The organism is Clostridium sp. LXY-7 (genome assembly GCF_056172015.1).
Genome location: NZ_JBLLJL010000011.1, coordinates 1 through 25,396, shown reverse-complemented (window position 1 = coordinate 25,396; position 25,396 = coordinate 1). Strand labels below are relative to the sequence as shown.

Annotated in this window: 23 protein-coding genes, 9 tRNA genes, 1 rRNA gene, 1 other RNA gene and 1 other annotated feature; of the genes, 5 read left to right on the top strand and 29 right to left on the bottom strand. The window is 29.1% G+C overall.

Features of this window, described 5'->3' with window-relative positions; genetic code table 11:
• Positions 1-511: 511 nt before the first annotated feature.
• Positions 512-2,206: a M3 family oligoendopeptidase gene (locus ACI48Q_RS20560; RefSeq protein WP_474920979.1), complete on the bottom strand. Its 1,695-nt coding sequence runs from the start codon at positions 2,204-2,206 to the stop codon at positions 512-514.
• 167 nt (positions 2,207-2,373) lie between these two features.
• Between ACI48Q_RS20560 and ACI48Q_RS20555 the strand changes: the two genes are divergently transcribed.
• The 3 genes from ACI48Q_RS20555 to ACI48Q_RS20545 are packed head-to-tail and all read left to right on the top strand — an operon-like array spanning position 2,374 to position 4,269.
• Positions 2,374-2,697 carry a PadR family transcriptional regulator gene (locus tag ACI48Q_RS20555; RefSeq protein ID WP_474920978.1) on the top strand — a complete coding sequence of 108 codons (324 nt, stop codon included), beginning with the start codon at positions 2,374-2,376 and terminating at the stop codon, positions 2,695-2,697.
• Positions 2,690-3,289 (top strand): DUF1700 domain-containing protein, encoded by a 600-nt coding sequence (locus ACI48Q_RS20550; RefSeq protein WP_474920977.1) that lies wholly within the window; start codon positions 2,690-2,692, stop codon positions 3,287-3,289. The genes ACI48Q_RS20555 and ACI48Q_RS20550 overlap by 8 nt, the downstream gene beginning before the upstream one ends.
• An 11-nt stretch (positions 3,290-3,300) precedes the next feature.
• Entirely contained in the window at positions 3,301-4,269 is a 969-nt protein-coding gene (locus ACI48Q_RS20545; protein ID WP_474920976.1) for a DUF4097 family beta strand repeat-containing protein, read from the top strand.
• Between the two features lie 144 nt (positions 4,270-4,413).
• Here ACI48Q_RS20545 and ACI48Q_RS20540 read toward each other — a convergent pair whose 3' ends face one another.
• The 12 genes from ACI48Q_RS20540 to ACI48Q_RS20485 all read right to left on the bottom strand — a co-directional run bounded on the left by ACI48Q_RS20540 (position 4,414) and on the right by ACI48Q_RS20485 (position 11,022).
• Positions 4,414-5,076, bottom strand: a complete 663-nt coding sequence (locus ACI48Q_RS20540; RefSeq protein WP_474920975.1) for an MgtC/SapB family protein — start codon at positions 5,074-5,076, stop codon at positions 4,414-4,416.
• Positions 5,077-5,185: 109 nt separating this feature from the next.
• A complete protein-coding gene (locus tag ACI48Q_RS20535) occupies positions 5,186-5,440 on the bottom strand; it encodes a pro-sigmaK processing inhibitor BofA family protein (protein WP_474920974.1) in 255 nt (84 codons plus the stop codon).
• A 65-nt stretch (positions 5,441-5,505) separates the two neighbouring features.
• Positions 5,506-5,787, bottom strand: a complete 282-nt coding sequence (locus ACI48Q_RS20530) for a DUF2508 family protein (protein ID WP_474920973.1) — start codon at positions 5,785-5,787, stop codon at positions 5,506-5,508.
• A 171-nt stretch (positions 5,788-5,958) separates the two neighbouring features.
• On the bottom strand, positions 5,959-6,555 hold the full coding sequence (gene recR, locus ACI48Q_RS20525; RefSeq protein WP_474920972.1) for a recombination mediator RecR: 597 nt from the start codon (positions 6,553-6,555) through the stop codon (positions 5,959-5,961).
• A 42-nt stretch (positions 6,556-6,597) separates the two neighbouring features.
• On the bottom strand, positions 6,598-6,936 hold the full coding sequence (locus ACI48Q_RS20520) for a YbaB/EbfC family nucleoid-associated protein (protein WP_474920971.1): 339 nt from the start codon (positions 6,934-6,936) through the stop codon (positions 6,598-6,600).
• Positions 6,937-7,036: 100 nt separating this feature from the next.
• A complete protein-coding gene (dnaX, locus tag ACI48Q_RS20515; protein ID WP_474920970.1) occupies positions 7,037-8,674 on the bottom strand; it encodes a DNA polymerase III subunit gamma/tau in 1,638 nt (545 codons plus the stop codon).
• A 140-nt stretch (positions 8,675-8,814) separates the two neighbouring features.
• An RNA gene (ffs, locus tag ACI48Q_RS20510) (signal recognition particle sRNA large type) lies at positions 8,815-9,080 on the bottom strand.
• 3 nt (positions 9,081-9,083) lie between these two features.
• Positions 9,084-9,173, bottom strand: a tRNA-Ser gene (locus tag ACI48Q_RS20505).
• A gap of 231 nt (positions 9,174-9,404) precedes the next feature.
• The gene (lgt, locus tag ACI48Q_RS20500; RefSeq protein ID WP_474920969.1) at positions 9,405-10,175 is read right to left on the bottom strand and encodes a prolipoprotein diacylglyceryl transferase; all 771 of its coding nucleotides are present in this window, start codon (positions 10,173-10,175) and stop codon (positions 9,405-9,407) included.
• A gap of 40 nt (positions 10,176-10,215) precedes the next feature.
• Positions 10,216-10,422, bottom strand: coding sequence for a (2Fe-2S)-binding protein (locus ACI48Q_RS20495; RefSeq protein WP_474920968.1), 207 nt, complete (start codon positions 10,420-10,422; stop codon positions 10,216-10,218).
• Positions 10,412-10,876, bottom strand: coding sequence for a tRNA adenosine(34) deaminase TadA (gene tadA, locus ACI48Q_RS20490; RefSeq protein ID WP_474920967.1), 465 nt, complete (start codon positions 10,874-10,876; stop codon positions 10,412-10,414). Before tadA ends, ACI48Q_RS20495 begins: the two co-directional genes overlap by 11 nt.
• Positions 10,877-10,945: 69 nt before the next feature.
• Positions 10,946-11,022 (bottom strand) — tRNA-Arg (locus ACI48Q_RS20485).
• Positions 11,023-11,287: 265 nt separating this feature from the next.
• Here ACI48Q_RS20485 and ACI48Q_RS20480 point away from each other — a divergent pair.
• The gene (locus tag ACI48Q_RS20480) at positions 11,288-12,676 is read left to right on the top strand and encodes a pyruvate carboxylase subunit B (protein ID WP_474920966.1); all 1,389 of its coding nucleotides are present in this window, start codon (positions 11,288-11,290) and stop codon (positions 12,674-12,676) included.
• Between the two features lie 97 nt (positions 12,677-12,773).
• Positions 12,774-13,661 carry a phosphatidylserine decarboxylase gene (locus ACI48Q_RS20475; protein ID WP_474920965.1) on the top strand — a complete coding sequence of 296 codons (888 nt, stop codon included), beginning with the start codon at positions 12,774-12,776 and terminating at the stop codon, positions 13,659-13,661.
• A 25-nt stretch (positions 13,662-13,686) separates the two neighbouring features.
• On the opposite strand, the gene ACI48Q_RS20470 is transcribed toward ACI48Q_RS20475, so the two are convergent.
• From ACI48Q_RS20470 to rrf, 16 genes are all read right to left on the bottom strand, one after another.
• Positions 13,687-15,936 (bottom strand): methyl-accepting chemotaxis protein, encoded by a 2,250-nt coding sequence (locus ACI48Q_RS20470; RefSeq protein ID WP_474920964.1) that lies wholly within the window; start codon positions 15,934-15,936, stop codon positions 13,687-13,689.
• A 480-nt stretch (positions 15,937-16,416) separates the two neighbouring features.
• A complete protein-coding gene (locus tag ACI48Q_RS20465) occupies positions 16,417-16,650 on the bottom strand; it encodes a glutaredoxin family protein (protein WP_474920963.1) in 234 nt (77 codons plus the stop codon).
• 253 nt (positions 16,651-16,903) lie between these two features.
• A tRNA-Arg gene (locus tag ACI48Q_RS20460) sits at positions 16,904-16,980 on the bottom strand.
• A gap of 62 nt (positions 16,981-17,042) precedes the next feature.
• Positions 17,043-17,133 (bottom strand) — tRNA-Ser (locus ACI48Q_RS20455).
• 25 nt (positions 17,134-17,158) lie between these two features.
• A tRNA-Ser gene (locus ACI48Q_RS20450) sits at positions 17,159-17,249 on the bottom strand.
• A gap of 93 nt (positions 17,250-17,342) precedes the next feature.
• Positions 17,343-17,433, bottom strand: a tRNA-Ser gene (locus ACI48Q_RS20445).
• A 10-nt stretch (positions 17,434-17,443) separates the two neighbouring features.
• A tRNA-Ser gene (locus tag ACI48Q_RS20440) sits at positions 17,444-17,534 on the bottom strand.
• 230 nt (positions 17,535-17,764) lie between these two features.
• Positions 17,765-19,042, bottom strand: a complete 1,278-nt coding sequence (serS, locus tag ACI48Q_RS20435) for a serine--tRNA ligase (RefSeq protein WP_474920962.1) — start codon at positions 19,040-19,042, stop codon at positions 17,765-17,767.
• A gap of 151 nt (positions 19,043-19,193) precedes the next feature.
• Positions 19,194-19,392 (bottom strand) — a binding site (T-box leader).
• Positions 19,393-19,440: 48 nt separating this feature from the next.
• The gene (locus tag ACI48Q_RS20430; RefSeq protein WP_474920961.1) at positions 19,441-19,683 is read right to left on the bottom strand and encodes a DUF1667 domain-containing protein; all 243 of its coding nucleotides are present in this window, start codon (positions 19,681-19,683) and stop codon (positions 19,441-19,443) included.
• Between the two features lie 11 nt (positions 19,684-19,694).
• Positions 19,695-21,089 carry an FAD-dependent oxidoreductase gene (locus ACI48Q_RS20425; protein WP_474920960.1) on the bottom strand — a complete coding sequence of 465 codons (1,395 nt, stop codon included), beginning with the start codon at positions 21,087-21,089 and terminating at the stop codon, positions 19,695-19,697.
• A 20-nt stretch (positions 21,090-21,109) separates the two neighbouring features.
• Positions 21,110-23,935 carry a UPF0182 family protein gene (locus ACI48Q_RS20420; protein WP_474920959.1) on the bottom strand — a complete coding sequence of 942 codons (2,826 nt, stop codon included), beginning with the start codon at positions 23,933-23,935 and terminating at the stop codon, positions 21,110-21,112.
• A complete protein-coding gene (locus ACI48Q_RS20415; protein WP_474920958.1) occupies positions 23,913-24,446 on the bottom strand; it encodes a 3H domain-containing protein in 534 nt (177 codons plus the stop codon). Before ACI48Q_RS20415 ends, ACI48Q_RS20420 begins: the two co-directional genes overlap by 23 nt.
• 113 nt (positions 24,447-24,559) lie before the next feature.
• Positions 24,560-25,051 (bottom strand): HDIG domain-containing metalloprotein, encoded by a 492-nt coding sequence (locus ACI48Q_RS20410; protein WP_474920957.1) that lies wholly within the window; start codon positions 25,049-25,051, stop codon positions 24,560-24,562.
• Between the two features lie 65 nt (positions 25,052-25,116).
• Positions 25,117-25,192, bottom strand: a tRNA-Ala gene (locus ACI48Q_RS20405).
• Between the two features lie 5 nt (positions 25,193-25,197).
• A tRNA-Ile gene (locus ACI48Q_RS20400) sits at positions 25,198-25,274 on the bottom strand.
• 6 nt (positions 25,275-25,280) lie between these two features.
• Positions 25,281-25,396, bottom strand: a 5S ribosomal RNA gene (rrf, locus tag ACI48Q_RS20395); the annotation flags it as partial.

The following is a 25,396-nucleotide window of genomic DNA, read 5'->3' as shown; positions in this document are numbered from 1 at the left end:
ATTCTATCAGGTAATCTCTTACCTGTCAACAACTTTTTTCAAGTTTTTTTAACTCGTTTTTTTCGTTGTTTTCTCATCGCCTCTCAGCGACAAGATTTATATTAACATAATTATTCACTAGTAATTTACCACAGTTGCTCATTTATTATAAATAACTTCATTTTATTTCTTTTTTCTACTTATTTCTCTCTTTTTCTTTTGTAGATACACTAGGGATAGTAGATGTAATATAAATAAAGTGTGAAGCACTTTATTTAGGTAAGAGCAAGCGTAGCTTACAGGTAAGAGACTCACTTTGTTCGCAGGTAAGGAGTTCACAAAGCTCACAGGTGAAGGTAACTTTTGCTTACTCCAAAGCAGTTGCGTTGCGACTTTGTTACTTTGAAATTAAAAATCAGTTTTACTGATTTTTACCTTCCCTGCAACCTGTGGTTGCTCCTTATCACAAACGCAGTGAGTATTTCCCCGTGCCTACGGCACCCTTACCTAAATAAATTACTTCGTAATTTATTTATAATTTCTTATCCTCAACATTATTTAAATATTCCTCAATGTCTCCAATTATAGAGCTAACACATCCATCCTCAAATGGAGATATTAAATTTGCATATTCTACTAAATCTAAGAAGGATTTTGTTCCTCCTACATCACATAGTCTTAAATAATCACTCCACGCTTTCTCATGATCATCTTTATTTTTCTTCCAAAACTGAAGTGCACATATCTGAGCTAAAGTATAGTCTATATAATAGAATGGACTTCCAAATATATGACCTTGTTGGAACCACCATCCACCCCTCTCTAAAAACTCACATTCTGAATAGTTCTTATGAGGAAGATACTTTTTCTCTATTTGTCTCCATCGATTTTTTCTTTCTTCTGGTGTAGCTTCTGGATTTTCATACACGAAGTGTTGGAACTCATCTACTGTTACGCCATAAGGTATAAATTTAATTGCGCTTCCTAGATGCATATACTTATACTTTTCTTCATCTTCCTTGAAAAATAAATTCATCCAAGGCCATGTAAAAAATTCCATACTCATAGAATGTATTTCACAGCTTTCATATGTAGGAAAGTTACATTCTGGTATTGTAATCCATCTACTTCTATAACACTGAAATGCATGACCTGCTTCGTGAGTTAATACATCTACATCACCGGAAGTTCCATTAAAATTTGAAAATATAAATGGTGATCTATAATCTGGAATGTAGGTACAATATCCTCCACCAGCTTTTCCCTTTTTATTAACCAAATCCATAAGTTCATTTTCTACCATAAAGTTAAAAAACTCTTTAGTCTCATTAGATAACTCTGAATACATTTTTACTCCATTTTCTACTATCCATTGTGGATCTCCCTTAGGTTTAGGGTTTCCTGTTAAAAATTCAAATTTCTCATCATAATATTGAAGTTCTTCTAGTCCCAGTCTTTCTTCTTGTCTCTTATATAGTTTACTAGCTACTGGTGCTATATACTCTTTAACTTGTTCTCTAAAATTTCTAACCATATCTGCATTATAATCAGTTCTTAACATTCTTATATATCCAAGCTCCACAAAATTCTTAAAACCTAATTTATGTGCTATTTTAGTTCTTACCTTAACTAGCTCATCATAGATTCTATCAAATTCACCTTCATGCTCACTATAAAATTTATATTTAGCTTCACTTGAATTTCTTCTTATTTCTCTATTTTCAGATAATATAAAAGGGGTAAGACCTGAAAGATTTCGCTCTTCTCCTTCAAACATTATTTTTGCTGAAGCACAAAGCTTAACATATTCTGATGATAATTTATTTTCTAATTGTAAATCTTCTATAATCTCTTTAGAAAAAGCCTTTAAATTATATTCAGCTATATTAAAAAATTGTTTACCATAAATCTCTTCAAGTTTACTTTTTAATTTACTTCCTACTAGTGCTCTGTAAAATTCTGAATAAATCTCTTCATATAATGGTGCATTTTCATCCCAATATTCATTTTCTTTATCATAGAATTCATCTTGAGTATTTATACTATGTCTTATACTACATATTCTGGCCATTGTTTCTACATTATTTCTTATTTTATTTATTTCATCTATTTGCTTCTTTAGTTCTTCTAAATTTTCTTCTAATTTTATTTTATCTATAAAATTACTTAATGTCTCTTTTATTAGTTCATAATTGGGCCTTTCATAATTAAAATTAGTAAATTTCATAATACCCTCCTTAATTATATATAATATTATCAATTGTACCATTTAATCCTTTTATTGTAAATAAAGCAGAACTATAAATTAACATGTTGTATTTTGTTTAGATTAGTATCTTGTATTGTATAATACCTTTCGATATAATATAGTCTATAAAGAAGTGAGGTGAGAAAATGAATGTTCAACTAAAGAAAGGGATTTTAGAGCTATGTGTTCTATCTGTTGTAGCTCAAAAAGATTGTTATGGCTATGAACTAGTTAATGATATATCTAAGCACATACAGATATCAGATGGGACTATATATCCAATATTAAGGCGACTTACTCAAGAGGGATACTTCACTACTTATTTGCAGGAGTCTCAAGAAGGACCACCTAGAAAATATTATAGAATTACTGATTTAGGTATAAAAACAAAAGATATATTAGAAGATGAATGGTGTTTTTTTATGGATAGTGTAAACAAAATTCTTAAAGGGGAGGATATTTATGAATAAGGTTGAATTTTTTCAAATCTTAAATAACGGTTTAAAAGATTTTCCTGAAAATGATAGACGAGAGATAATATATGATTATGAGGAACATTTTAAAATTGGAGAGGTGAATGGTAAAACTGAATCTGAAATAATTCATGAGCTTGGAGACCCATATATGATTATTTCTCAATATAAAAGTAATTATAATGAAAGAAACTTTAATAAATCTTATAATAATTCAAATATATATAATAAAAGATATAGAATATCTTCAAACAGTGTTGCATTAAATATAGTTCTACTTATTATAATAGGAATTGTAACCTTTCCTATTTGGTCTTTCCTATTTGCTTGCTTATTGGGACTGTATGGCGCCACTTTAGGTATTATCATTGGAGGCTTAGGATTTATAGTTGCTGGTTTTACTGGTTCTTTAGCACTTTCAATAATATCTATACCATTTTCTATACCCCTTTCAGCAATACTATTATTAGGTGTCGGTACTACAGCTTTAGGAATACTACTATGTGTATTTTCTATTTGGATTACCAAAGTCTTTTACGAAGGCTGTATTAATTTATTTAGTTGGATAAAATGTAGATTTTTTGTGTAGGGAGGTACAATATGTTTTCTAAAAAGTGGATTAAAGCTACCATAGTTATTCTAATTATTACTATGATAGCATCTTATGGCTCAGCCTATTATATATTATATAACTCATCTAATAAGATTAATTTATCTAATATATTTAATAGTATAGTAAATATGGATTTCGATTACTGGGATGATAATACCTATCATGATTCTATAAACTTAAATCAAGAAGAAAATATTACCATTGATTTAGTTGAACTTATATCCATAAATTTAATTGGAGAAGACCTTAATATAATTCCTTATGATAAAGATGTAGTTAATATAAAACTCACTGGAAAAGTTACATCAAACTTCCTTAATAACTCCCCAGAGTTAATTGTAGTTAAGGAAAATTCTTCTTTAAAAATTCAAGTTAAATCTGAATCAAAGTTTGATTTTGGAATAAACAAAGTAAATTTAGATGTTTATATTCCAAAAGCTTATAATAAAAACTTAAGTGTATCATCTGTTTCTTCAGATATGAAAATATCATCTATGAATTTCAATGATATAAGCTTAAATACTACTTCTGGAGATGTAGAGTTAAATAATATTGATTCAAAGGAAATTATTTGTGAAAGTGTTTCTGGAGATATATACGGTAATTTAGTAAATTGTACTGATATGAGATTTAAAACTACCTCTGGCCAATGTAAAATTGAAAATTTTACTGGTAATATATCAGGGAAATCTGTATCTGGTGATTTTTCAGTGAACTATTTAAAATTTAATAATAACATAAATTTTGACACAACATCAGGTGATTTAAGTATATCACTACCTAATGATGCTGCTTTTAAATATAATTACTCAACATTATCTGGTAAGCTTAGCGGTAATTTATCTACACATTCTAATAATAAAAATACTGATATAAATGGTACTATTGGTACTAACCCTTCTGGTGCAATATCTCTTTCTTCTATTTCTGGAGATATTAAAGTAGAAACTGAATAATTTGTTTTATAATGATGAATAAATAATGACCAATGTTTAATAGATTGTTGAAATTGAGCTTCATATTATACCTGCGAATACCATTTGCAGAAATAATATGAAGCTCATATCAATTAATTTATAATGTAGAAACTTTATTACAACTTATATATTATCTAAATCTATTTTAATTATATTTTCTTGTTCATTTAATTGATGTATTAGGCTTAATATACTATTCTTTCTATTAGACTTTAATTTTATTCTAATATCATACACTTCTTCATTATTATGAATAGTCTTATATAAACTAAAACCAACTATATTAAATCCAAACTCTTCTACAATTTCATAGATATTATATAAGTTTTTAGTTTTAACTAATATATCTAAATCAAAGGTCTTACTTATAGTTCTCTTAGATATAAAATTAAAAATTTCAACTCCCGCTATAACCAATATGGTTGAAAAAACTCCTATATCATATAATCCTGCTCCAACAGCTAATCCAATTCCTGATGTTGCCCATATTCCTGCTGCTGTAGTAAGTCCTTTTACATAATGTTTCTCTACTATTATAGTCCCGGCTCCTAAAAATCCTATTCCACTAACTACTTGTGCTGCTATCCTACTTGGATCTGATTTTACAATTGAATCCATAACCATATCCGTGAATCCGTACTTTGATATAACCATTATAAGAGCGCTTCCTAAGCCTACTAAAAAATGTGTTTTAAGCCCAGCTTCTTTTGATCTGAACTCTCTTTCTATACCAATTAACGCAGCTAGAAGTCCTGCTACAACTATTCTAACAAAATAATTCTCCATACTATACCCCCTATAATGTAATATTAATACATTACTATGTGATGTTATATATTAATGTAACATAAAAATAAAAGAGTATTCAATTTTTATATCGAATACTCATAATATCTTATCTTATATAGTTAAATATTATTAAAAATAATACTCCTGGAATTCCTAATATACCTGCTATAAGTGCAGTTACTCCATTTATAGGTATGTTTATACCTACATACCCTCCAATAAAGTTTATTAAAAACAATAATATTCCGCCTGCTACACCATTAATTATTAAATTTATTAATATTTTTAGTGGCCATGCAAATATTTTACCAATTATAAATATTGCCAGTATTGCTATTAAAAACATTATTATTTCATTCATAAAAATCCCCCTAAACTACATGTTAATTATATATAATCAAAAATGAAATATAATATTACTTCTAATTACCATTTTGAAGAAGCATTTAATTCCTCTAACATGTATGCAGCATTTATTTTTATACCTTCTTCTTTTGCTTTTGATAAGAAGTAAGTATATTTTGCTTTAGCTTCTTCTTCTTTATAAATAGATATATCAATTAAACTTTTCTCTGTAACATTTTCAAAGCAACATCTGGCTGTTTCTAATTCTAGCATTGCTTCTTCTAATCCTTTTATAATTGTTTTTTGTTCATCTGTATATTCACTTAAGGTCAATATTATATCTATTATATTTTTTCTATTCATATTATTATACCTCCAAAATATAGTTATTATATATTTATTTACAATTAATATATGTTTTATACTATATTTTACAAAATAGTATTTATACGATATGATTAACTATATTTTAGGGTCTACATGGCTAAAAAAATGGGAAATTAATTTTATACTAATTTCCCCTTAATAGTTCGTTTATATTTCTTTTCTTCCTTCTAAAGCTTTAGATAAAGTAACCTCATCTGCATATTCTAAATCTCCGCCTACAGGAACTCCATGGGCTATTCTTGTAACTTTTACGCCAAAAGGTTTTAATATTTTTGAAATATACATAGCTGTAGCTTCACCTTCTATGTTAGGATTTGTAGCCACAATTATTTCTTTCAAATCATCATTTACCCTTGTAATAAGCTCTTTTAATTTTATATCATCCGGTCCTCTTCCATTCATAGGTGATATAGTACCATGTAAAACATGATATACCCCATTGAATTCTCTAACTTTTTCCATAGTCATTATATCTTTAGGTTGCTCTACTACGCATATAGTACTCTTATCACGATTTGGATTTGAACATATAGAACATGGATTACTGTCAGTGAAATTTCCACATACTGAGCAATATTTAATAGTTCCTCTTGCCTTCATTAGTGCTTTAGCAAATTCCTCTACCTCATCTTGAGGAAGATTTAATACATGTAATGTTAATCTTTGAGCTGTTTTGCTACCTATACCCGGTAATTTCCCAAATTCTTCTATGAGTCTCTCTATAGCTACAGGATAAAAATCCAAATTTGTCACCTCTGTTCAATTCTTTTAAATAGAATTGATTAATTAAAACATACCTGGCATATTTAATCCACCAGTTAATTTACCCATTGTATTACTAGTATCTTCTTCAGCCTTTTTTAAAGCTTCATTAATAGCAGTTAATACTAAATCTTGTAACATTTCAACATCATCTGGATCTACAACCTCTGGCTTAATAGATATATCTGTTACTAATTTTTTTCCAGTAACAGTAACAGTTACTGCTCCACCGCCAACTGATGCCTCATAAGTCTTAGTTTCTAACTCTTTTTGCATATCCTCCATTTGCTTTTGAAATTTTTGTGCTTGCTTTAATAAACTATTCATATTTCCACCCATTCCTGGAAATCCGCCTTTTGCCATTACTAATACCTCCTTAGAAAATATGTTTTACTATAATAGTATATATAATAATTTTATATAATGTAACCAATTTTGTGCTTAATTTAATATAAATTTTATCTTATTCCTCGCATATCTCTATTAATTCCTCTGGAAATACTTCCGTAAGTATATCCTCTTTAGATATTTTTTCCTCTATATCTTCATTTTCTATAGTGTAGTTTATTATAACTTTTTCCTTTAAGACTTCTGAGAATGTCTCATTCACTATCTTTTTATGCTCTTCCTTTTCTAATCTATTTTTATGAAAGTTGAAATTTTTATCAAAAGAAATTGTAATTATACCATTGCTACAAGATTGTATATGTCCCATACTTAGCATAGTAGATAGTACTACATTGTTTTTATTTTTTAATACATTTTGAATATCTTTAAATGCCTTTTTTACATGATCTAGTGTTAATTTGCTATCCATGTTTTCAAAGTTCTCTTCACTTTTATTATAAGCTTTTTCCTGAATTTTGTTAACATCAACTTTAGTTTTAGTATCTTCCATAATGAGTGGTTTAATCTCATTAATTTGATTTTTTGTACTTTTCACTGATACTCTACCTGAAGCTATATTTTCCTCTAACTTATTCAATCTATTCAGTATAGTCTCTATAGACGTATCATATTGTATTTTACACATTTTTATTAAAGCTAACTCTAAATATATTCTTCCTTGCTTAGCTACCTTTGAAGAATTTTCTGCATCTTGAAGAATATTGATGTATCTCATTATTTCTTCTACTCTTATATTTTTACTTTGTTCTTTTATATTTTCAATATTCTCAAGGGACATATCCAGTACATCCTCTGGATTATTACTTACATTTACCATTAAAAGGTTTCTCATATGAGTAATTAAATCTCTTATTAAAAGATTTACGTCTTTACCATCATTTATTATTTTATTGACTAATTTAATAGCATCCTCAGTTCTTTTATTGATAACATTATCTACGATCTGTATTAAACTATAGTTAGTAGTTATCCCTAACATATCAATTAAGTTTTCATAAGCTACCTTATCGTCGATGGCAATTGCTTGATCTAATATAGATACGGCGTCCCTCATAGCTCCATCGCAGATTCTTGATAGTAGTCTTAAACTCTCTTCATCTATATCTTTATTTAGGCTATCTGTTATTTGTTTTAATCTATAAAAAATATCATCACTATTAATTCTCTTAAAATCAAACCTTTGACATCTAGAAAGTATAGTTATAGGTAATTTTTGTGGATCTGTAGTAGCTAAAATAAATATTACTCTACTTGGAGGCTCTTCTAATGTCTTTAGAAATGCGTTAACAGCTCCTATGGAAAGCATATGAACCTCATCTATGATGTATACCTTGTACTTAGCCTCTTGTGGTGGATATTGTACCTCTTCTATAATATCTCTAATATTATCTACGCTATTATGAGAGGCTGCATCTAATTCTGTTACATCTATTGCTGTTCCATTATTTATTTTTAAACACATTTCACATTCGTTACATGGTTCTCCATCTTGGGGATTTAAACAATTTATTGCTTTTGCTAAAATTTTGGCTGTTGAGGTTTTTCCAGTTCCTCTAGTACCGCATAATAAATATGCGTGAGCTATTCTATTACTACTTATGGCATTACGTAATGTAGTAGTTACATGTTTTTGACCAACTACATCCTTAAAGTTTCTAGGTCTCCATTCTCTATATAATGCTTTATATGCCACTCCTCTCACCTCCTTTTATAATATAATTCCTACAATATATTATATATGAAATTCTTGCTTTTCATATAGTTTTATATACTTATATCTATAATTTTATAAAAAAAAAGATGTATTTAAACATCTTTTCTGAAAATTGCAAGCCGTACACCTTGCTTCGATAGTTGATTTATATGCGTTACCTATACAGTTAACTCAAACCAGGTTTTTCCACGGCACATGGAAAATTTCACTTATCGCTGCTTCCTTCCGGACCTGACGAGGTTCATGAGTTTCCATTGCGTGGGACCCAGTTCTCAACGCCACTTATATAGGTCAGACCATACAAATCAATACCTAGGCAAGGAATTCAATCCTGCTGTAGCGGGTTGCAGGTTACAGGGCACCGCTAACTCCCCATCTAGTACGACCATGGCGGAGAAAGAGGGATTTGAACCCTCGGTAGAGTTTCCCCTACACACGCGTTCCAGGCGTGCTCCTTAAGCCACTCGGACATCTCTCCATATTAAATTTTCATGTATTACTTATTATACTATTGTTTTATATATCTTTCAAGAGGAAACTTTTAACAAAGGAACACTCAATGTTTTTATTAAAGGAAATGTTACATAGACATAGACATTGATATATTTCTAAAACAAAGCCTTCTCCTCTATGGACACTTCCCTTTGACTAAGAAAATTATTTTTTCATAATTTACCATTAAATTTTTCTAAACATCTTACTATTAAAATCATTTACAATTTTTCTTCTTACTATAAATAATTGCTATTCCTACAATCCAGATTACTATTCCAATAAAACTTATTATTTGCGCTGTTCTAAGTCCAAACATCATAAGACTATCTGTTCTAAGTCCTTCTATAAAAAATCTACCTAAAGAATATAGTCCTATATAAGTTAAAAATACTACGCCACTCTCTTTTACTTTATGCAGCATATAGAATAATATTACAAATACAATCAAGTTCCAAATGCTTTCATATAAAAATGTTGGATGATAGTATGTTCCATTAATAAGCATCCCATCTTGTATAAATTGTGGAAACTTGCTAATAAATTCAGCACTAACAGGTCCTCCATGAGCTTCTTTATTAAAAAAGTTTCCCCATCTTCCTATAGCCTGAGCTAAAATAATACATGGTACAGCTAAATCCATCAAATCCCCTAATTTAAACTTCTTTTTCTTAGCATATATATATACTACTAATACTGCTGCGATTAATCCACCATGAATAGCTAATCCACCTTGTCTTATATTAAATATATCATTCAAATTATCTTTATAATAATTATTAAATTCAAAGATTACATAGTACAGTCTAGCACCTATTATTGCTAGTGGAAATGCAATTAAGAATATATTTAAAACTTCATCATAACTTATTCCCTTTAATTTAGAAGTATATTGACTTAATAACAATGCCACTATTACTCCTGATGAAATTATTACGCCATACCACATAACATCTATACCAAATATAGTTATAGCTATTGGATCCATAAATCCCCCTCCTTACATCTAATTAAGTCCTATATATTTATTAATTATTCTTTATTAAATCTTCAATTTTGCATCTACATCTGTTTCCTTTACATCCACCACTACCACTGCCAGTAACTTTATTTACCTCTTCTACAGTTTTAGCTCCATCTTTTATAGCTTTCTTTATTGTAGCTCTAGATATTGCTTTACATATACAAACCTTTGTAAGTTTATCCATTATCTCTTCGTTTACATTATTCTCCACTTGAATTTCCTCCTCTTCTTCTACTTTTAAAAAACTCCTTTATAATACCACTACACTGTTCATCATATAACCATTTTACATTTACCCAATGATTAAAATTATAATTTTGAACCACATTTAAAACTGAACCACATGCACCTGCTTTTGGATCAAAGGTTCCAATGTATAATGTTTTAATTCTACTCTGTACTATGGCTCCTGCGCACATTGGACACGGTTCTAAAGTCACATACATATCACAATCATTCAATCTCCATGATTTAAGTTTTTTACTAGCACTTCTTATAGCTATAATTTCAGCATGATCGGTAGGATCATTAGTATCTTCCTTTATATTATGTCCCCTTGATATAATTTTATTATTTCTTACTATTATAGCTCCAACAGGGACCTCGCCTTTATTTCCTGCAATTTTTGCTTCTTGTATCGCCATACTCATAAAATACTCATTCATATTTTATACCTCTATTAAAGTTCTGAAAATGATTAAAAAAAACTTAGCAAAGCTAGGCCTTACTAAGTTTGGTGCGCACGAGAGGAGTCGAACCTCCGGCCTTCCCCTTAGGAGGGGGATGCTCTATCCTGCTGAGCTACGGGCGCAAGTCTATAATCAATATTATAATTATTTATTAGTCAATCGTCAATATCTACATAATTTAAATTTCTGAGAATATAGTTTGAATTATTTTATTTACATATTTAATTTTTATTATTTGGGGTATGTTAACAGTATTAATGTGTATTTTCGATGTTCTTTTCTTAAACTTTCTGAAAAATAAATGATTTATTGCACAATTACATTTATTTTTATGTTAAAATGTTAATATATTATTATTTTGCAACAAAAATTTCAGAGGTGATTTTAATGAAAAAAATCCATATAACCGAGACAGTACTTAGGGATGCAAACCAGTCATTAATTGCTACAAGAATGCCTTATGAGGAATTTGCACCTATTCTTAAAGAGTTAGATAATGCAGGATATTATTCGTTAGAATGTTGGGGTGGAGCAACTTTTGACTCTTGTCTAAGATATTTAAATGAAGATCCATGGGAAAGATTGAAGAATATTAAAAGCATAGTTAAGAAAACCCCTCTTCAAATGCTACTAAGAGGTCAGAATATTCTAGGATATAAGCATTATCCTGATGATGTAGTTAGAGAATTTATAAAAATGTCTGTTTACTATGGTATGGATATAATTAGAATATTTGATGCTTTAAATGACTTCGATAACATTAAGGTAGCTATGGATGAAACTATAAAGCAAGGTGCCCATGCTCAAGGCTGTATAGTTTATACTGTTAGTCCTATTCATGATGTAAATAATTATACTAATTTAGCTAAACAATTGGAAGATATGGGAGCTCATTCAATATGTATAAAAGATATGGCTGGACTTTTAATGCCTAATATAGCTTATGATTTAGTTAAAGGTATAAAAGAGACTGTAAAAATACCAGTTATCCTTCACTCTCATAGCACAAATGGTCTTGCTGAAATGACTTATTATAAGGCTGCTGAAGCTGGGGTAGATGGAATTGATTGTGCTATTTCATCATTCTCAAGCGGTACAGCTCAACCTCCAACTGAAACTATGCATCAAGCATTAACTTCAGCTGGATTTGATACTAATCTTGATATAGATAAATTAACACATATAAATGATTTCTTTAAACCTGTTAGAAATGAAGTTTTAAAATCAGGATTATTAGATCCAAAGGTATTAACTCCTCAACCAGAAGGTTTAACAAATCAAATTCCTGGTGGAATGTTATCAAATATGATTTCTCAGTTAAAAAGTCAAAACTCTATAGACAAACTTGATGCTGTTTTAGCTGAAGTTCCAAAAGTAAGGGAAGATTTAGGATATCCACCACTTGTAACTCCTATGAGTCAAATGGTAGGAACTCAAGCTACAGTAAATGTTTTAACTGGTGAAAGATACAAGATGGTATTAAAAGAAGTTAAAGCTTATTGTAAGGGAGAATACGGTAAAGCTCCTGGTAAGATTAATGAAGAAGTTCTAAAGAAAGCTCTTGGTAACGATACTCCTATTACTGGAAGATTTGCAGATAGCTTAGAGCCTGCATTCAAAAAAACCAAAGAAATTCTAAAGGATACTATCACAAGAGATGAAGATATTCTTTCTTATTTAGCTTTCCCTCAAATAGCTGAGGATTTCTTCAAAAATAGAAGTGAAAAACCATCTAATGATGATATGAGAAAACTTAATAATAGCGATGTAATATAGATATATATAGAAGTTCACCACATCTGTGGTGAACTTTTTTAATATATAATGTGTTATAATAATAATATATTATTATATTAACTTTTAGGAGGAAAAAATGATAAAGTATTTCAATCGACAGAATGGAACTCATGAAGTAGAAAATATAGCTGGTGGTAAAGTTATTGGAGCTATCTATAATACATCTTTAGGAAAAGGATTATTAAATCTTATAATTAAAAGGAAAATACTTTCTACTTTATATGGAAAACTTTGTGATACTTCTATCAGTAGATTATTTATTAAAAAATTTGTGAAAAATTTCAACATAGATATAAATCAGTTTGAGAAAGAATTAACTGAATACTCTTCTTTTAATGATTTTTTCTATAGAAAACTAAAGCATAATGGCCGAAATATATGTTATGAGAAAACTAATTTAATATCTCCCTGCGATAGTAAGTTATTAGCTATAGAAAATATAGATGAAAATTCAACCTTTAAAGTTAAAGGCTTTGAATATAAATTAGAAGATCTAATCAATAATAAAGAGTTATCAAATGATTATAAAAATGGATGTTGCTTAATTTTCAGACTCTGTCCTACCGACTACCATAGATTTCATTTTATAGACTCTGGATTTTGTTATAAAACTCATTATATTAAAGGAAGTTATTTTTCAGTAAATCCAATTGCCCTATCACAGATAGGTAAGATATTTTGTGAAAATAAACGTGAATATAGTGTTTTTAAAAGTGATAATTTTGATGCTGTATTATATGTGGAAATTGGAGCTACTTTTGTAGGTTCTATAATTCAAACTTATGAAGAGAATCATCCTATAAATAGAGGTGATGAAAAGGGCTTCTTTAAGTTTGGTGGCTCTACAGTAATGCTATTTTTTAAAAAGGATATTATAAAAATAGATGATGATATAATTATTAATAGTAACAATGGAATAGAGTCCTCTGTACGTTTAGGCGAAAAAATAGGAGTGAGAATCTAAATTCTCACTCCTTATTTTATTCCTATCACAATTTAAATTTATTTATAATATTATCAAGCTCCTGAGCTGTTCCATTGCTCTCCTCTACTGAATTCTTTATTTCACTAATATTAGTAGCCATATTCATAGAACTTGATGTGATAATAGATACTCCTGATGCACTCTCAGACATAGTTATCGCTACGCCATCTAACGCTGAAACTATGCTATCTATATTATCCCTTAATATCTTAGCTTCCTCATTAAATTCATTCATAAACTCATTAAATTTATAGGCATCAGCTTCATATTGTTTTCCATTAGCTATAGTTCCATCATAATCTTTTATTACTTGCTTTTCCATAAAATCTATCATTTTTTGTGCATTTAATGCCAAATTATTTACAGAAGTGTCAACTACCTTAACAATATTTTGAATCCCACCAGCTGTTTTTCCCGATTCTTCTGCTAACTTTCTTACTTCATCAGCAACTACAGCAAAACCTCTTCCAGCTTCTCCAGCCCTGGCAGCTTCTATTGCAGCATTTAGCGCTAATAGGTTGGTTTGATTAGTTATCTTTAATATTGAATCGGCTAACTTATGAATTTCCTTAACTTCTTTAGAACTATTAATTGCTGATTCTAGTTCAATTTTAACAGTTCCATATATATCTTCAGCTTGTTCTTTTGATTGTAAGGAATACTCCTTTATACTTTGAGCCCTTGTTAATATTCCCTCCGTAATTTTATATCCATTAGATGCCTCATCAGCTATTTTACTAACACTAGTTATCATATTATTTGAAGATGCAGCAATTTCTTCAGACGTAGCCGCTGTTTCTTCAATCCCTGCACTTATGCTCTCAGTTTCTATTAAAGCCTCATCAGCTTTAACCTTTAATAGTTCAGTAGCATTATTTACTACATATGCATTATCCTTAACCTTGCTAGTAGTGCTAACTACCTTACTTACAACATCTCTTAACTTCATTCTCATTGAACGTATATCATTATATATTAAACCTATCTCATCTTTAGATTTAATAGAGGACTTAAAATCATCTGTTAAATCTAAATTAGATGTTTTATCAACTAGTTTTGCTACTACAGATATAGGTCTAACAAATGCATTAGATATTATTAAAATTATTATTCCTTGTAAAACTATCATTCCTATTGCTATTATAGCAATTCTCATTGCCATAGCATCTACAGGTGTCCTCATCTCATCTGCATCTGCATCTATGACTAACAACCAATTTGTTTTAGGAAGTACTCCATAAGATGATATGAAATCTTTATTATTATATTTGTGATCAATTACATCAATATCAACCTTACTTCCTTTTGAAACTTTTTCTGAAATATCTTTTATAGATTCAACTTCGATAACATTTCCTATATTTTTCTTTTCGGGATGATAGATAAGTACACCTTGCCTATCTATTAAATACGCATAACTACTTTCTATATCTCCTATTTTTATATTTTCTAAATATTTTGAAAAACTTTCTGTGTATACATGTAATGTCACATATCCAATACAAGCTCCATAATTAGATGAATCTAAAACAGGATATGTAAATACTACTACACTCTTTCCTTGGTCTAGTGACCACATAGTATTGCTCATATCTGGAGTTCCTGATGAACTTACTGAATGATAAGATTTCTCCGATTCACTACTACCAATAAATGAAGGTTCACTATCTGACAATATGTTTCCCTCTCTATCCACAAGAGATATTCTATCAACATGAGCATTACTATTTACATATTCACTGAAGAATTCATTATTTAAATCTATATTGCTTTTATTATTAAGTATTATTTGAGGATCTTCATTTTTGCTATTTTTTAAGATGTCAAATACTTGCTTTGAATTTGAAAGCGCATATGCTTCATTAGTAGTTTTTTCTATCATAGTTGAGATTGTCTCTAATGATCTAGTTGTTACAGATTTCATCTCTCCCTTGCTTTGATTAGATATTATCTTTTCAGCATTACTATATGACAAAATAGTTGTTATACTCATGCTTATTGTTGTCAATACCAATATGCTTAATAATAGCTTGTACTTTATAGACATCCCCTCTATATTTAATTTTGAGTTGTCTTTCTTTAATACATCTTTAAAATTACTAAAGCTAAACTTTATTTTCTTACTTCTCTCCTTTTTATTATCTGATTTTCTTCTTAACTTTTTTAACTTCTCACTTATCTTTCCATTGTTTTTCAACATTTTTTCCTTAATGTGAGATATTTTAATTATCTTTTTATTTTTATCTCTCTTCAATTTCTCACATACCCCCTTAATAAAATATGCCCCATAATAATACTATTTTAATCCAATAATAGAATAAAGTATATGATATTCCTTAAAATATAATTAATTCTATAATTGTCGTAAATATAATGAGTTTTTATAAACTATACTGACCGAAATGTTCTATTCACCCCTGATTTGTATTTATAACCTTTATATATTTTCATATTGCAATTATTTCTTCATTATTTATAGTAATCGAGTAATAGAAATATCCAAATATGATTAATTTATTTATTTCTTCAAAAGAAACAGGAACTCCTTCTATATCCTACTAAATTTTATCTACTTATTTAATGATATCTTCGTAACAAATAGCTATAAATTTATATAAATTAAATATTTATTATCCACTAAATACAAATAGTATATTTTATTCTATTTTTATTTTTCAGTAAAGTTTAAATAAAAATAGAACTGATAAATTAATATCAATTCTATTTCTAAAATCTATATTCCTAGTAACCCATCAATCATTTCCTTATCAAATCCTATTACTATATGTCCATCTATATCGATAACAGGAACTCCACCCTGTCCTGTTTTTTTAAACATCTCCATAGCAGCACTTCTATCTAATTGTACATTTTTTTCTTCAAACTCTATATTATTATCCCTCAAATATTCCTTAGCTCTTACACACCATGGACATGAATTAGTTGAATATACCTTAATATTTTTCATTACATTCTCCTCCTTAAAAGTTTTAACTATATTCTTTACTTTACTTATATATTATATGATATTTAAAATAAAGACTGTGATAAAGTCACTTAATTATATTGATACTTATTATAATATTCCAACACTGAAAGCTATATTAAACAATATAAATATATATTATCTTTTGAAATAAATGCTTTAATTATGAGCCATATTTATTCTTAAAAATAAATATAATAAAAAATCCTAAAAATTATACAATTTTTAGGATTTTTGGTGCGGCGGAGAAGATTCGAACTCCCGACCAACTGGTTCGTAGCCAGCTACTCTATCCAACTGAGCTACCACCGCATATATTAAATTACTAATAAATCATAACATATAAAGTATCAAAATTCAATATGGTTTTTATATGGCGGAGAAAGAGGGATTTGAACCCTCGCGCCGGTTACCCGACCTACGCCCTTAGCAGGGGCGCCTCTTCGGCCACTTGAGTATTTCTCCAAGGCCTATTTTTGGATAAAAAAAATGGCGGAGAGACAGGGATTCGAACCCTGGGTACGCTCACACGTACGCCGGTTTTCAAGACCGGTGCCTTAAACCAACTCGACCATCTCTCCGTATTGTAATCATATAAATAAATTATTTATAATAGTTACTTACATTATATTAATTTGTATAAAGACATTCTTCCGCAAAACTTATATTTTATATGGCGGAGAAAGAGGGATTTGAACCCTCGCGCCGGTTACCCGACCTACGCCCTTAGCAGGGGCGCCTCTTCGGCCACTTGAGTATTTCTCCATATAAAATATGGCGGAGAGACAGGGATTCGAACCCTGGGTACGCTCACACGTACGCCGGTTTTCAAGACCGGTGCCTTAAACCAACTCGACCATCTCTCCGTGTCCTACAAGGGTTATTTTATCAAAAATAGCTTAGTGTGTCAACAAAAAAATTTATTTTTACTAATTTATCATCACTTAAAGTTGATTTTAGAACTACATATTCAAGATTTTGAAGCGGTTTAAGTGTAAACTTAGATTCCTGTAGAGCAAAGAACTCTCTAGTTTAACTTCTGAAGAGCTGTACCTAATAATATGTAGTTCATTATCAACACTATGCTAAAAAAAGTCTATTTAATAAATTCGCATCCAATAAACGGTCTTAATGCTTCTGGTACAGTTATTGTTCCATCTTCATTTTGATAATTCTCAAGTATTGCTGCTACTGTTCTTCCTATAGCTACCCCTGATCCATTTAATGTATGCACAAACTTTGGTTTTGATTTTTGATCTTCTTTATATTTTATATTTGCTCTTGTAGCTTGAAAATCTTCAAAATTACTACAGCTTGATATTTCCACATATCTATTATAGCTTGGCATCCAAACCTCAATATCATAAGTTGTAGCTGAAGAGAAGCCTAAATCACCTTTACAAAGTCTTACTACTCTATAAGGAAGTCCTAAACCTTGAAGTACTTTCTCCGCATCATTTGTAAGCTTTTCAAGCTCATCATATGAATCTTCAGGCTTTGTAAATTTAACAAGTTCAACCTTATTAAATTGATGTTGTCTAATCAGACCTCTTGTATCTCTTCCCGCTGATCCAGCTTCAGCCCTAAAACATGCACTATAAGCTACATATTTAATTGGAAGTTTATTTCCCTCTAAAGTCTCATCTCTATGCATATTAGTTACAGGAACCTCTGCAGTTGGTATAAGAAAATAATCATTATTAGTAACTTTAAATGCATCATCTTCAAATTTAGGCAGTTGACCAGTACCAGTCATACTATCTCTATTTACCATGTATGGAGGTAATATTTCAGTATACCCAGCTATATCTACATGAGTATTTAAAAAGTAATTAATTATTGCCCTCTCCAGTCTTGCACCTAATCCTTTATATATTGTAAATCTTGCACCTGTAACTTTAGATGCTCTTTCGAAATCAAAGATATTTAAGTTTGTTCCTAAATCCCAGTGAGCCTTTGGTTCAAAATTAAAGTTTCTAGGCTCACTCCATTTTCTTATTTCCACATTATCCTCATCAGATTTACCATCTGGTACATTAATATTTGGTATATTAGGTATTCTTAATATAAAATTTTTTATATTTCCATCAATCTGAAAAAGTTCATTATCAAATTCCTTTATATCTTCACCTAATTTTTTCATTTCTGTCATTATTAAAGTTACATCTTTACCATCTTTTTTTAGTTTTGGAATTTCAGCTGATACTGAATTTCTTTTACTCTTTAAATTTTCTACTTCTACAAGTATAGCTCTTCTTCTTTCATCTAGTTTAATAATTTCATCTATTATTGAAATATCAAAATTTGAGCTCCTACCTAAAAGACCATTCTTAATTTCTTCAGGATTATTTCGTATTCTTTTTAAATCTAACATTTAAATCTCCTCCTATATAATACTTATTATATATATAAACTCATAAACATTTTCTATATTATAGATTCATATTAATACTTTTATGTAGTTAATATATATTAATTTTACTATTTTTAATTAAAATAGAATAAAAAAAGAGCCTTCCTTCCCTTAAAGGGACGAAAGACTCCGCGTTACCACCCTAATTGAATAAAGTAATCTTTATTCCTCTCAATAAATTAACGACTATGCCGTACTGCTCATCACAGTCCCTCAGAGGTGGATTCATAATAAATGATATATCAGTTCGCACCATCCACTGACTCTCTTTAATTTCATTTTACTATTACTAATCTCATCAACGGTTTATATCTATAATACTAATATAATTCTATTATTTTCAATATTTATTGTCAATATTAATATAGTTTATCTTTACTGATTTTCTTAGTACATATTATATCAACACCTGTGTTAAGTATATTTTTGCAGATTACATCTCCACAATTGAGAGGTGGCCCTACATATATTCTACTTAAAGCCTTAGAACACTCCATCCATAGTGATTTATCAATGGCTTCACTACTCCTTACTGGAGCCACATCATAATTATTAGAACCCTTAACTCTAACTATAGTTGTTAGTATATCTTTATCTTTCAAAATCATCTACCTCACATTGTGTCAAATTCTTTTATTCTAGACAATATTAGCTTTGATTCCTTAGAATGATTAACTATTTCTATCATGCTTTTATTCATCTCTCTTGCTAATATAGCTATAATATAAGATTTACAATAACATCCTCCACAATTTCCAAAACCAGCGCCTGTTCTTCTTTTTATTCCTTCTAAAGTCCTAGCACCTAATGGTCTTCTTATGGCATCCACTATTTCTCCCTCACTAATATTTTCACACTGACACACTATATTGCCATATTTCTTGTCTATGGATATAATTTTATTTCTCTCTTTATTAGATAAATTTTTAAATCTAAAATATTCTCTTCTTTTATCATTAAAGTCATTTTTAAATTTACAATTTAATTTATCAACTACTAATTTACATATGCTTAATGCTAATGCCGGAGTCATAGTTACTTGACCATAATGCTTTACTTCAACATTCATATAGCCATCTTCTTGTATATTATCTTGTATTTTAACAGACTCATCAAATAAATGCCAGTCTAAAACCATTTTTACATCTTGGCTTTCTATTTGTCCTATAAATGGCTGTAGCTTTTTTACAACCTTATCATAAGAAACACTATTTGGATTGCTATAAGCACCTATAATTCCACCATATATGGTAGGACGTATATATACTCTTTCTTTACTATTTAAATCGAATATTATATTAGAATATAAATTTTTATACTCTTTATCAATAACCATATATTTTAAATAACTTTTATTAACTTTCTCATTAGAAATATTATCACTTTCCATAGAAAGTCTTTTATCTAGGGTAGTATTTATAACTATCTTACAATTAAACTTATTCTTATTTGTTACTATCTTGAAACTTTTATTCATTTTTTCAATGGATAAAACCTCTTCCTCTAACTTAAATGTAACTCCATTATCAAAGGCAATTTCTCCATATGCTAATGCTAAATCATAGGAGCATATGACACCTGTATTAGGTATATATAATGCTTTAGATGTATCTTTATCTAAATTAGGCTCATACTTAAAAATCTCTGTTCCTGTAAGAAGTTCAACATCATCTATTTTCTTAGATTTAGCCCTATGATACATCTTGTCTATAAATGCTTCTTGTTCTTTATTCTTAGCTACATAGATACTTCCACATCTCTTATAAGGAACATTAAATTTATTAGCATATTGCTCCATCAATAGATTTCCTTTTCTTATAAGCTTAGATGTAACTTCATCTTCACACTCTAATCCATCATATATGGTTGCAGTATTAATTAGAGTTGTATCACTACATATGTCATAATCTTTTTCTATTACTGCAATATTTAAATTATATTTAGAAAGCTCATAGGCTAGGGCACAACCTATTATGCCCCCGCCTAATATTAGAATATCATAATCCATGATTTCCTCCATTTATATGGCTACTTTGATAACTCATCAATTAATCTTCCTAATTCATTAATGTACTCACCATATTTAGCCCAATCACCATTTTTTTGTGCTTCCATTGCATTTTTATAGGCTTCACTAATTTTAATCATATCTGGAGTAACAATAGTTTCTCCGTTATTTGGAGTTTCATGTGTAGAACCTCCATTATTATCTTCTTCTTTGAAATTAAATAATTGACTTAAAGCAGTTTCTATATTTGGAGATAATACTAGCTTATCACCATATCCTACTACTACATTTCTCATTTCAGGTATACTATTTTCTCCTGATGCTCTTAAATATAATGGTGATACATATAATAATGAATTTTTAATTGGTACGATCAACACTTCACCAAATTGTACTTGTGATCCTTTTGTATCCCAGAGCGCTAATTGCTTTGATATTTCTGGATCTTGATTTATTTTCTTTTTAAATAATGTAGGATTATAAACTGTCCCTCCTGTTGGAAATTCATAAAGAAACATCTTTCCATAATTATTTCCATCCATCCTTACACCGTACATAGCCACCATATTGTCTCTACCCTTTGTATTAAAATAGTCTAATATAACCATCTCTTCCTTTTCCTCATTCGGCAATTTCATAGTGACATAAGATGATTCTTCAGTTCTTTTTTCTGAAATAGATTTTTCTTCTTTATTACCTAAAGCACTTAACTTATCTAAGGCTGAACTTGTTTGAACCTCTTCTTTTTTTTCTGTTTCATTATAATTATCACTAGCTACTGACCACACATCATCACCATTATAGAATACCCCAGGTTCTGAAACATGATATTTTTCTAGCATATAACTTTGTATATTAAATAAATCTTGAGGATATCTGAAGTGAGACCTTATATCTTCCGATAATGTTTCTACGTCTTTATTAAATAACTTAGGAAATATTTTTGCATAGGTGTTAACTATAGGATCTTCTTTATCTACTATATAAAAATCTGTGGTTCCATTATATGCATCTATTACTACCTTAACAGAATTTCTTATATAGTTTATACCTTTAACTGATTGTGCAAAAGGAAATTTATCTGTTGCTGTATATGCATCTACTATCCAATAAAGTTGATTGTTACTTATAACCACATATGGATCCTTATCATAGTAAAGGAATGGAGCTATTTTTTTCACCCTATCCATAATATTTCTATTCAATAATATTTTACTTTCTGAAGTTATGTCTTGAGATAATATAAATTTAGTATTTTGTTCTTTAATTGCAAATAATAATTTGTTTAACGGAGTCATTTTTATTCCTGCAGCTCCATCATAATTATTAGTTGCATTTTCTCCTCCTACCGGATAGTCTATCTCTCCTAATTTTGTATTTACTATACTGTAATTATCAGTTCCTTCACCAAAATATATTCTCGGATTTTCTAAAGATATATCTGTTTTATTTTCCAATGGTATATTACTCATAACAAAATCTGGCTGACCTTCACTAGTAACAGATTTAACTTTGCTCATAACAACGCCATATCCATGAGTATATGCTAAGTGTTTATTTTGCCACGTAATAGAATTATTATCTAATTTGTCAAAGTCTATTTCCCTAGCAGCTATAAATACTTGATTATAATCACCATTAATATAATACCTATCCATATCAATATCATTAAACTTATAATAATACCTTATATATTGAAATTGATTATAGAACTCTAAAGCTGGTCTATATGAATTAACTTTAATATTATTAACTATATCTTTATTTTCAGTTAAATCTTCTGCTGTTAAATCATTCTTTATAGTAAAGTTTTCCTGCTGTATTTCATCAATGTTAAATGCTTTCTTAGTATATTCAATATTTCTTTCTATATATGGTTTCTCTAGTGTTTTCTCATTAGAATGAACTATAAATTGCTGTACTAATCCAGATGTTACAGTTTCTCCTATAATCAATACAACTATAATTAATATAGATGCTATTATTGGTTTCACCTTTTTAGACATAACACTAAAAAATACTACTATGGCTCCAATTAGAGCTGCTATAGTAATAACTCTATAGAATTTTAATGATACTGTAACATCAGTATAACTTGCACCAACTACCACTCCCCTTGGAGAATATGCTAAATTCCATCCTTGCATCATATACCCTAAAGAAATCATTAACATTAATAATGCTGCCAATATTGCTAACTGTTTTCCCGCAAAGTTCGTTAACCCACTTGTCATTGATTTTAGACTTTTCATATCTATTTGATTACTAAAGCTATTAGTAAATTTATCTTTAACATTAAATATAATGTAAATGGCAAATGTAGCTATAACTAATATAATTAATAGTATAAACATACTTCCATATAATGATTGTATTAATGGTAATTTAAATAGAAAAAATGATAAATCTTTATTAAATATAGGATCATTCAATGAAAATTTTGTTGAATTTGAGAATTCAAGTATATTGTACCAATATCTATTAGAGAATATGAAGGAAAATATTAATGAAACTAATAAATCTACTATAATTAATATTCTGAAATTTCTCTTTTCTTTCAACTTATCAACTTCTATTTCTCTCTTCAACTTTTTAATATTGGGTTTTAAACTCTTATAATATAGAATAATAGCTAAAAAGGTAACTAAAAAGGTTGGAATCATAAGTTTAGCTATGGCCAATACCTTAGTAAAATATATTGATAAGTATCCTAACTCCTTAAACCATTGATAATCCACTATAATAGTAATACTAGAAATTAAAACAAATATTATAGCAATGGAAATTAAAATAATATTTCTAGTTATTTTCTTCAATATGTCTTCACTCCTTATTTTTATTTTCATCTTCAATTAAATATCCTTTTTTACTTAATGAATTAAGTATATTTTTAAGTTCTTCTTCATTATTACAACTTATGGTATGTAGATGGATTCCATTCGTTAATGCTGATAATGGTTCAGCAGAATAATTTAGAAAACTCTTGTAAAAGTTTTCTAAATCAAAAAGATTTTTAATCATTAGCATGGCTCTGATCTCACCATAAAGTGGATGTTCCACTGTTACATCCTCAACTATTCCCCCATACTTAATAATAGTCTTTAACTCATCTTCCAAATCTTCTCTTCTATGATTTACTGCTATTATAGCTCTTATAGATGTATTACTATTATTTGCTATCATATATCCTCTAGGAGTGGCAATAACATTAGCTCCTTCAGCTTTTATTATAGCTATATCTTTAACAATTACTTGTCTAGTAACATTGAATATTTTAGCTAATTTTTGACCTTTTATTGGTTCCTCAGAGTTAATTAATAAACTTTTTATTTCTTCTCTTCGATTTTGTAATATCATAATTCCTCCATCAATAATACTAAACTATTATTATTTATAATTCATATTATAATCTTAACTTATATATTTCCATTATTCAATATTATCTAAATATAACAATAGTTATATGTTTGTCAATTTTCATCATCAAACCTTCTTAATATTTTTAATTTTTCTCCACCTATACATTTATTATGATGATATCTCACTGCATTTAAAAATTCATTACTATATCCTTTATTTTTTAAAATATTATATCCTTCTTCTCCATGATTATAATATATATATATCTTTTTATTTTTTGTATATCTACTTATATTGCCTTTAGTTATTTTATCTATAATTACTAAAATACCTTTCTCTATAGGATTCAATCTCTTATAAGTTTTACCTATATCATGTAATAGGCCTATTTTCACATATTCAATGTGTTCTTCATGTTCTAGCCTATTATTTATATATTTTTCTATTGCCCTAGCCACATTTATACTATGTTTAATATCATAATCAGCTAACTTTAATACCAAAATCTTTTCTTCTTTATTTAAATATTTATCTAAATAATTCATATCATTAATCGTAATCCTTGCTGTTATGGCCTTTATAAATTGTTTTATTCTATACATATACTCATCTCCCAATGGCAATATATAATTAAATATAAAAAAAAGCAATCTTTATCAGATTGCTTTGGTGGAGATAAAGAGATTCGAACTCTTGACCCCCTGCGTGCAAGGCAGGTGCTCTCCCAACTGAGCTATACCCCCAAATATGGTGGACCTTCAGGGACTCGAACCCCGGACCTACCGGTTATGAGCCGGTTGCTCTAACCAACTGAGCTAAAGATCCATGTTGACCTGGCAACCACCTACCCTCCCACAGAGCTTCCCCTGCAGTACTCTCAGCCGTCTTGTGCTTAACCTTCGTGTTCGGTATGGGAACGGGTGTATCCACAAAACGCATCATTACCA

What these genes read in the sequence shown, in the direction of transcription:
- ACI48Q_RS20560 (WP_474920979.1), bottom strand. Translation starts at nt 2,206, where the DNA reads ATGAAATTTACTAATTTTAATTATGAAAGGCCCAATTATGAACTAATA.
- ACI48Q_RS20555 (WP_474920978.1), top strand. Translation starts at nt 2,374, where the DNA reads ATGAATGTTCAACTAAAGAAAGGGATTTTAGAGCTATGTGTTCTATCT.
- ACI48Q_RS20550 (WP_474920977.1), top strand. Translation starts at nt 2,690, where the DNA reads ATGAATAAGGTTGAATTTTTTCAAATCTTAAATAACGGTTTAAAAGAT.
- ACI48Q_RS20545 (WP_474920976.1), top strand. Translation starts at nt 3,301, where the DNA reads ATGTTTTCTAAAAAGTGGATTAAAGCTACCATAGTTATTCTAATTATT.
- ACI48Q_RS20540 (WP_474920975.1), bottom strand. Translation starts at nt 5,076, where the DNA reads ATGGAGAATTATTTTGTTAGAATAGTTGTAGCAGGACTTCTAGCTGCG.
- ACI48Q_RS20535 (WP_474920974.1), bottom strand. Translation starts at nt 5,440, where the DNA reads ATGAATGAAATAATAATGTTTTTAATAGCAATACTGGCAATATTTATA.
- ACI48Q_RS20530 (WP_474920973.1), bottom strand. Translation starts at nt 5,787, where the DNA reads ATGAATAGAAAAAATATAATAGATATAATATTGACCTTAAGTGAATAT.
- ACI48Q_RS20520 (WP_474920971.1), bottom strand. Translation starts at nt 6,936, where the DNA reads ATGGCAAAAGGCGGATTTCCAGGAATGGGTGGAAATATGAATAGTTTA.
- lgt (WP_474920969.1), bottom strand. Translation starts at nt 10,175, where the DNA reads ATGGATCCAATAGCTATAACTATATTTGGTATAGATGTTATGTGGTAT.
- tadA (WP_474920967.1), bottom strand. Translation starts at nt 10,876, where the DNA reads ATGAATGAGTATTTTATGAGTATGGCGATACAAGAAGCAAAAATTGCA.
- ACI48Q_RS20480 (WP_474920966.1), top strand. Translation starts at nt 11,288, where the DNA reads ATGAAAAAAATCCATATAACCGAGACAGTACTTAGGGATGCAAACCAG.
- ACI48Q_RS20475 (WP_474920965.1), top strand. Translation starts at nt 12,774, where the DNA reads ATGATAAAGTATTTCAATCGACAGAATGGAACTCATGAAGTAGAAAAT.
- ACI48Q_RS20465 (WP_474920963.1), bottom strand. Translation starts at nt 16,650, where the DNA reads ATGAAAAATATTAAGGTATATTCAACTAATTCATGTCCATGGTGTGTA.
- serS (WP_474920962.1), bottom strand. Translation starts at nt 19,042, where the DNA reads ATGTTAGATTTAAAAAGAATACGAAATAATCCTGAAGAAATTAAGAAT.
- ACI48Q_RS20425 (WP_474920960.1), bottom strand. Translation starts at nt 21,089, where the DNA reads ATGGATTATGATATTCTAATATTAGGCGGGGGCATAATAGGTTGTGCC.
- ACI48Q_RS20420 (WP_474920959.1), bottom strand. Translation starts at nt 23,935, where the DNA reads ATGAAAATAAAAATAAGGAGTGAAGACATATTGAAGAAAATAACTAGA.
- ACI48Q_RS20415 (WP_474920958.1), bottom strand. Translation starts at nt 24,446, where the DNA reads ATGATATTACAAAATCGAAGAGAAGAAATAAAAAGTTTATTAATTAAC.
- ACI48Q_RS20410 (WP_474920957.1), bottom strand. Translation starts at nt 25,051, where the DNA reads ATGTATAGAATAAAACAATTTATAAAGGCCATAACAGCAAGGATTACG.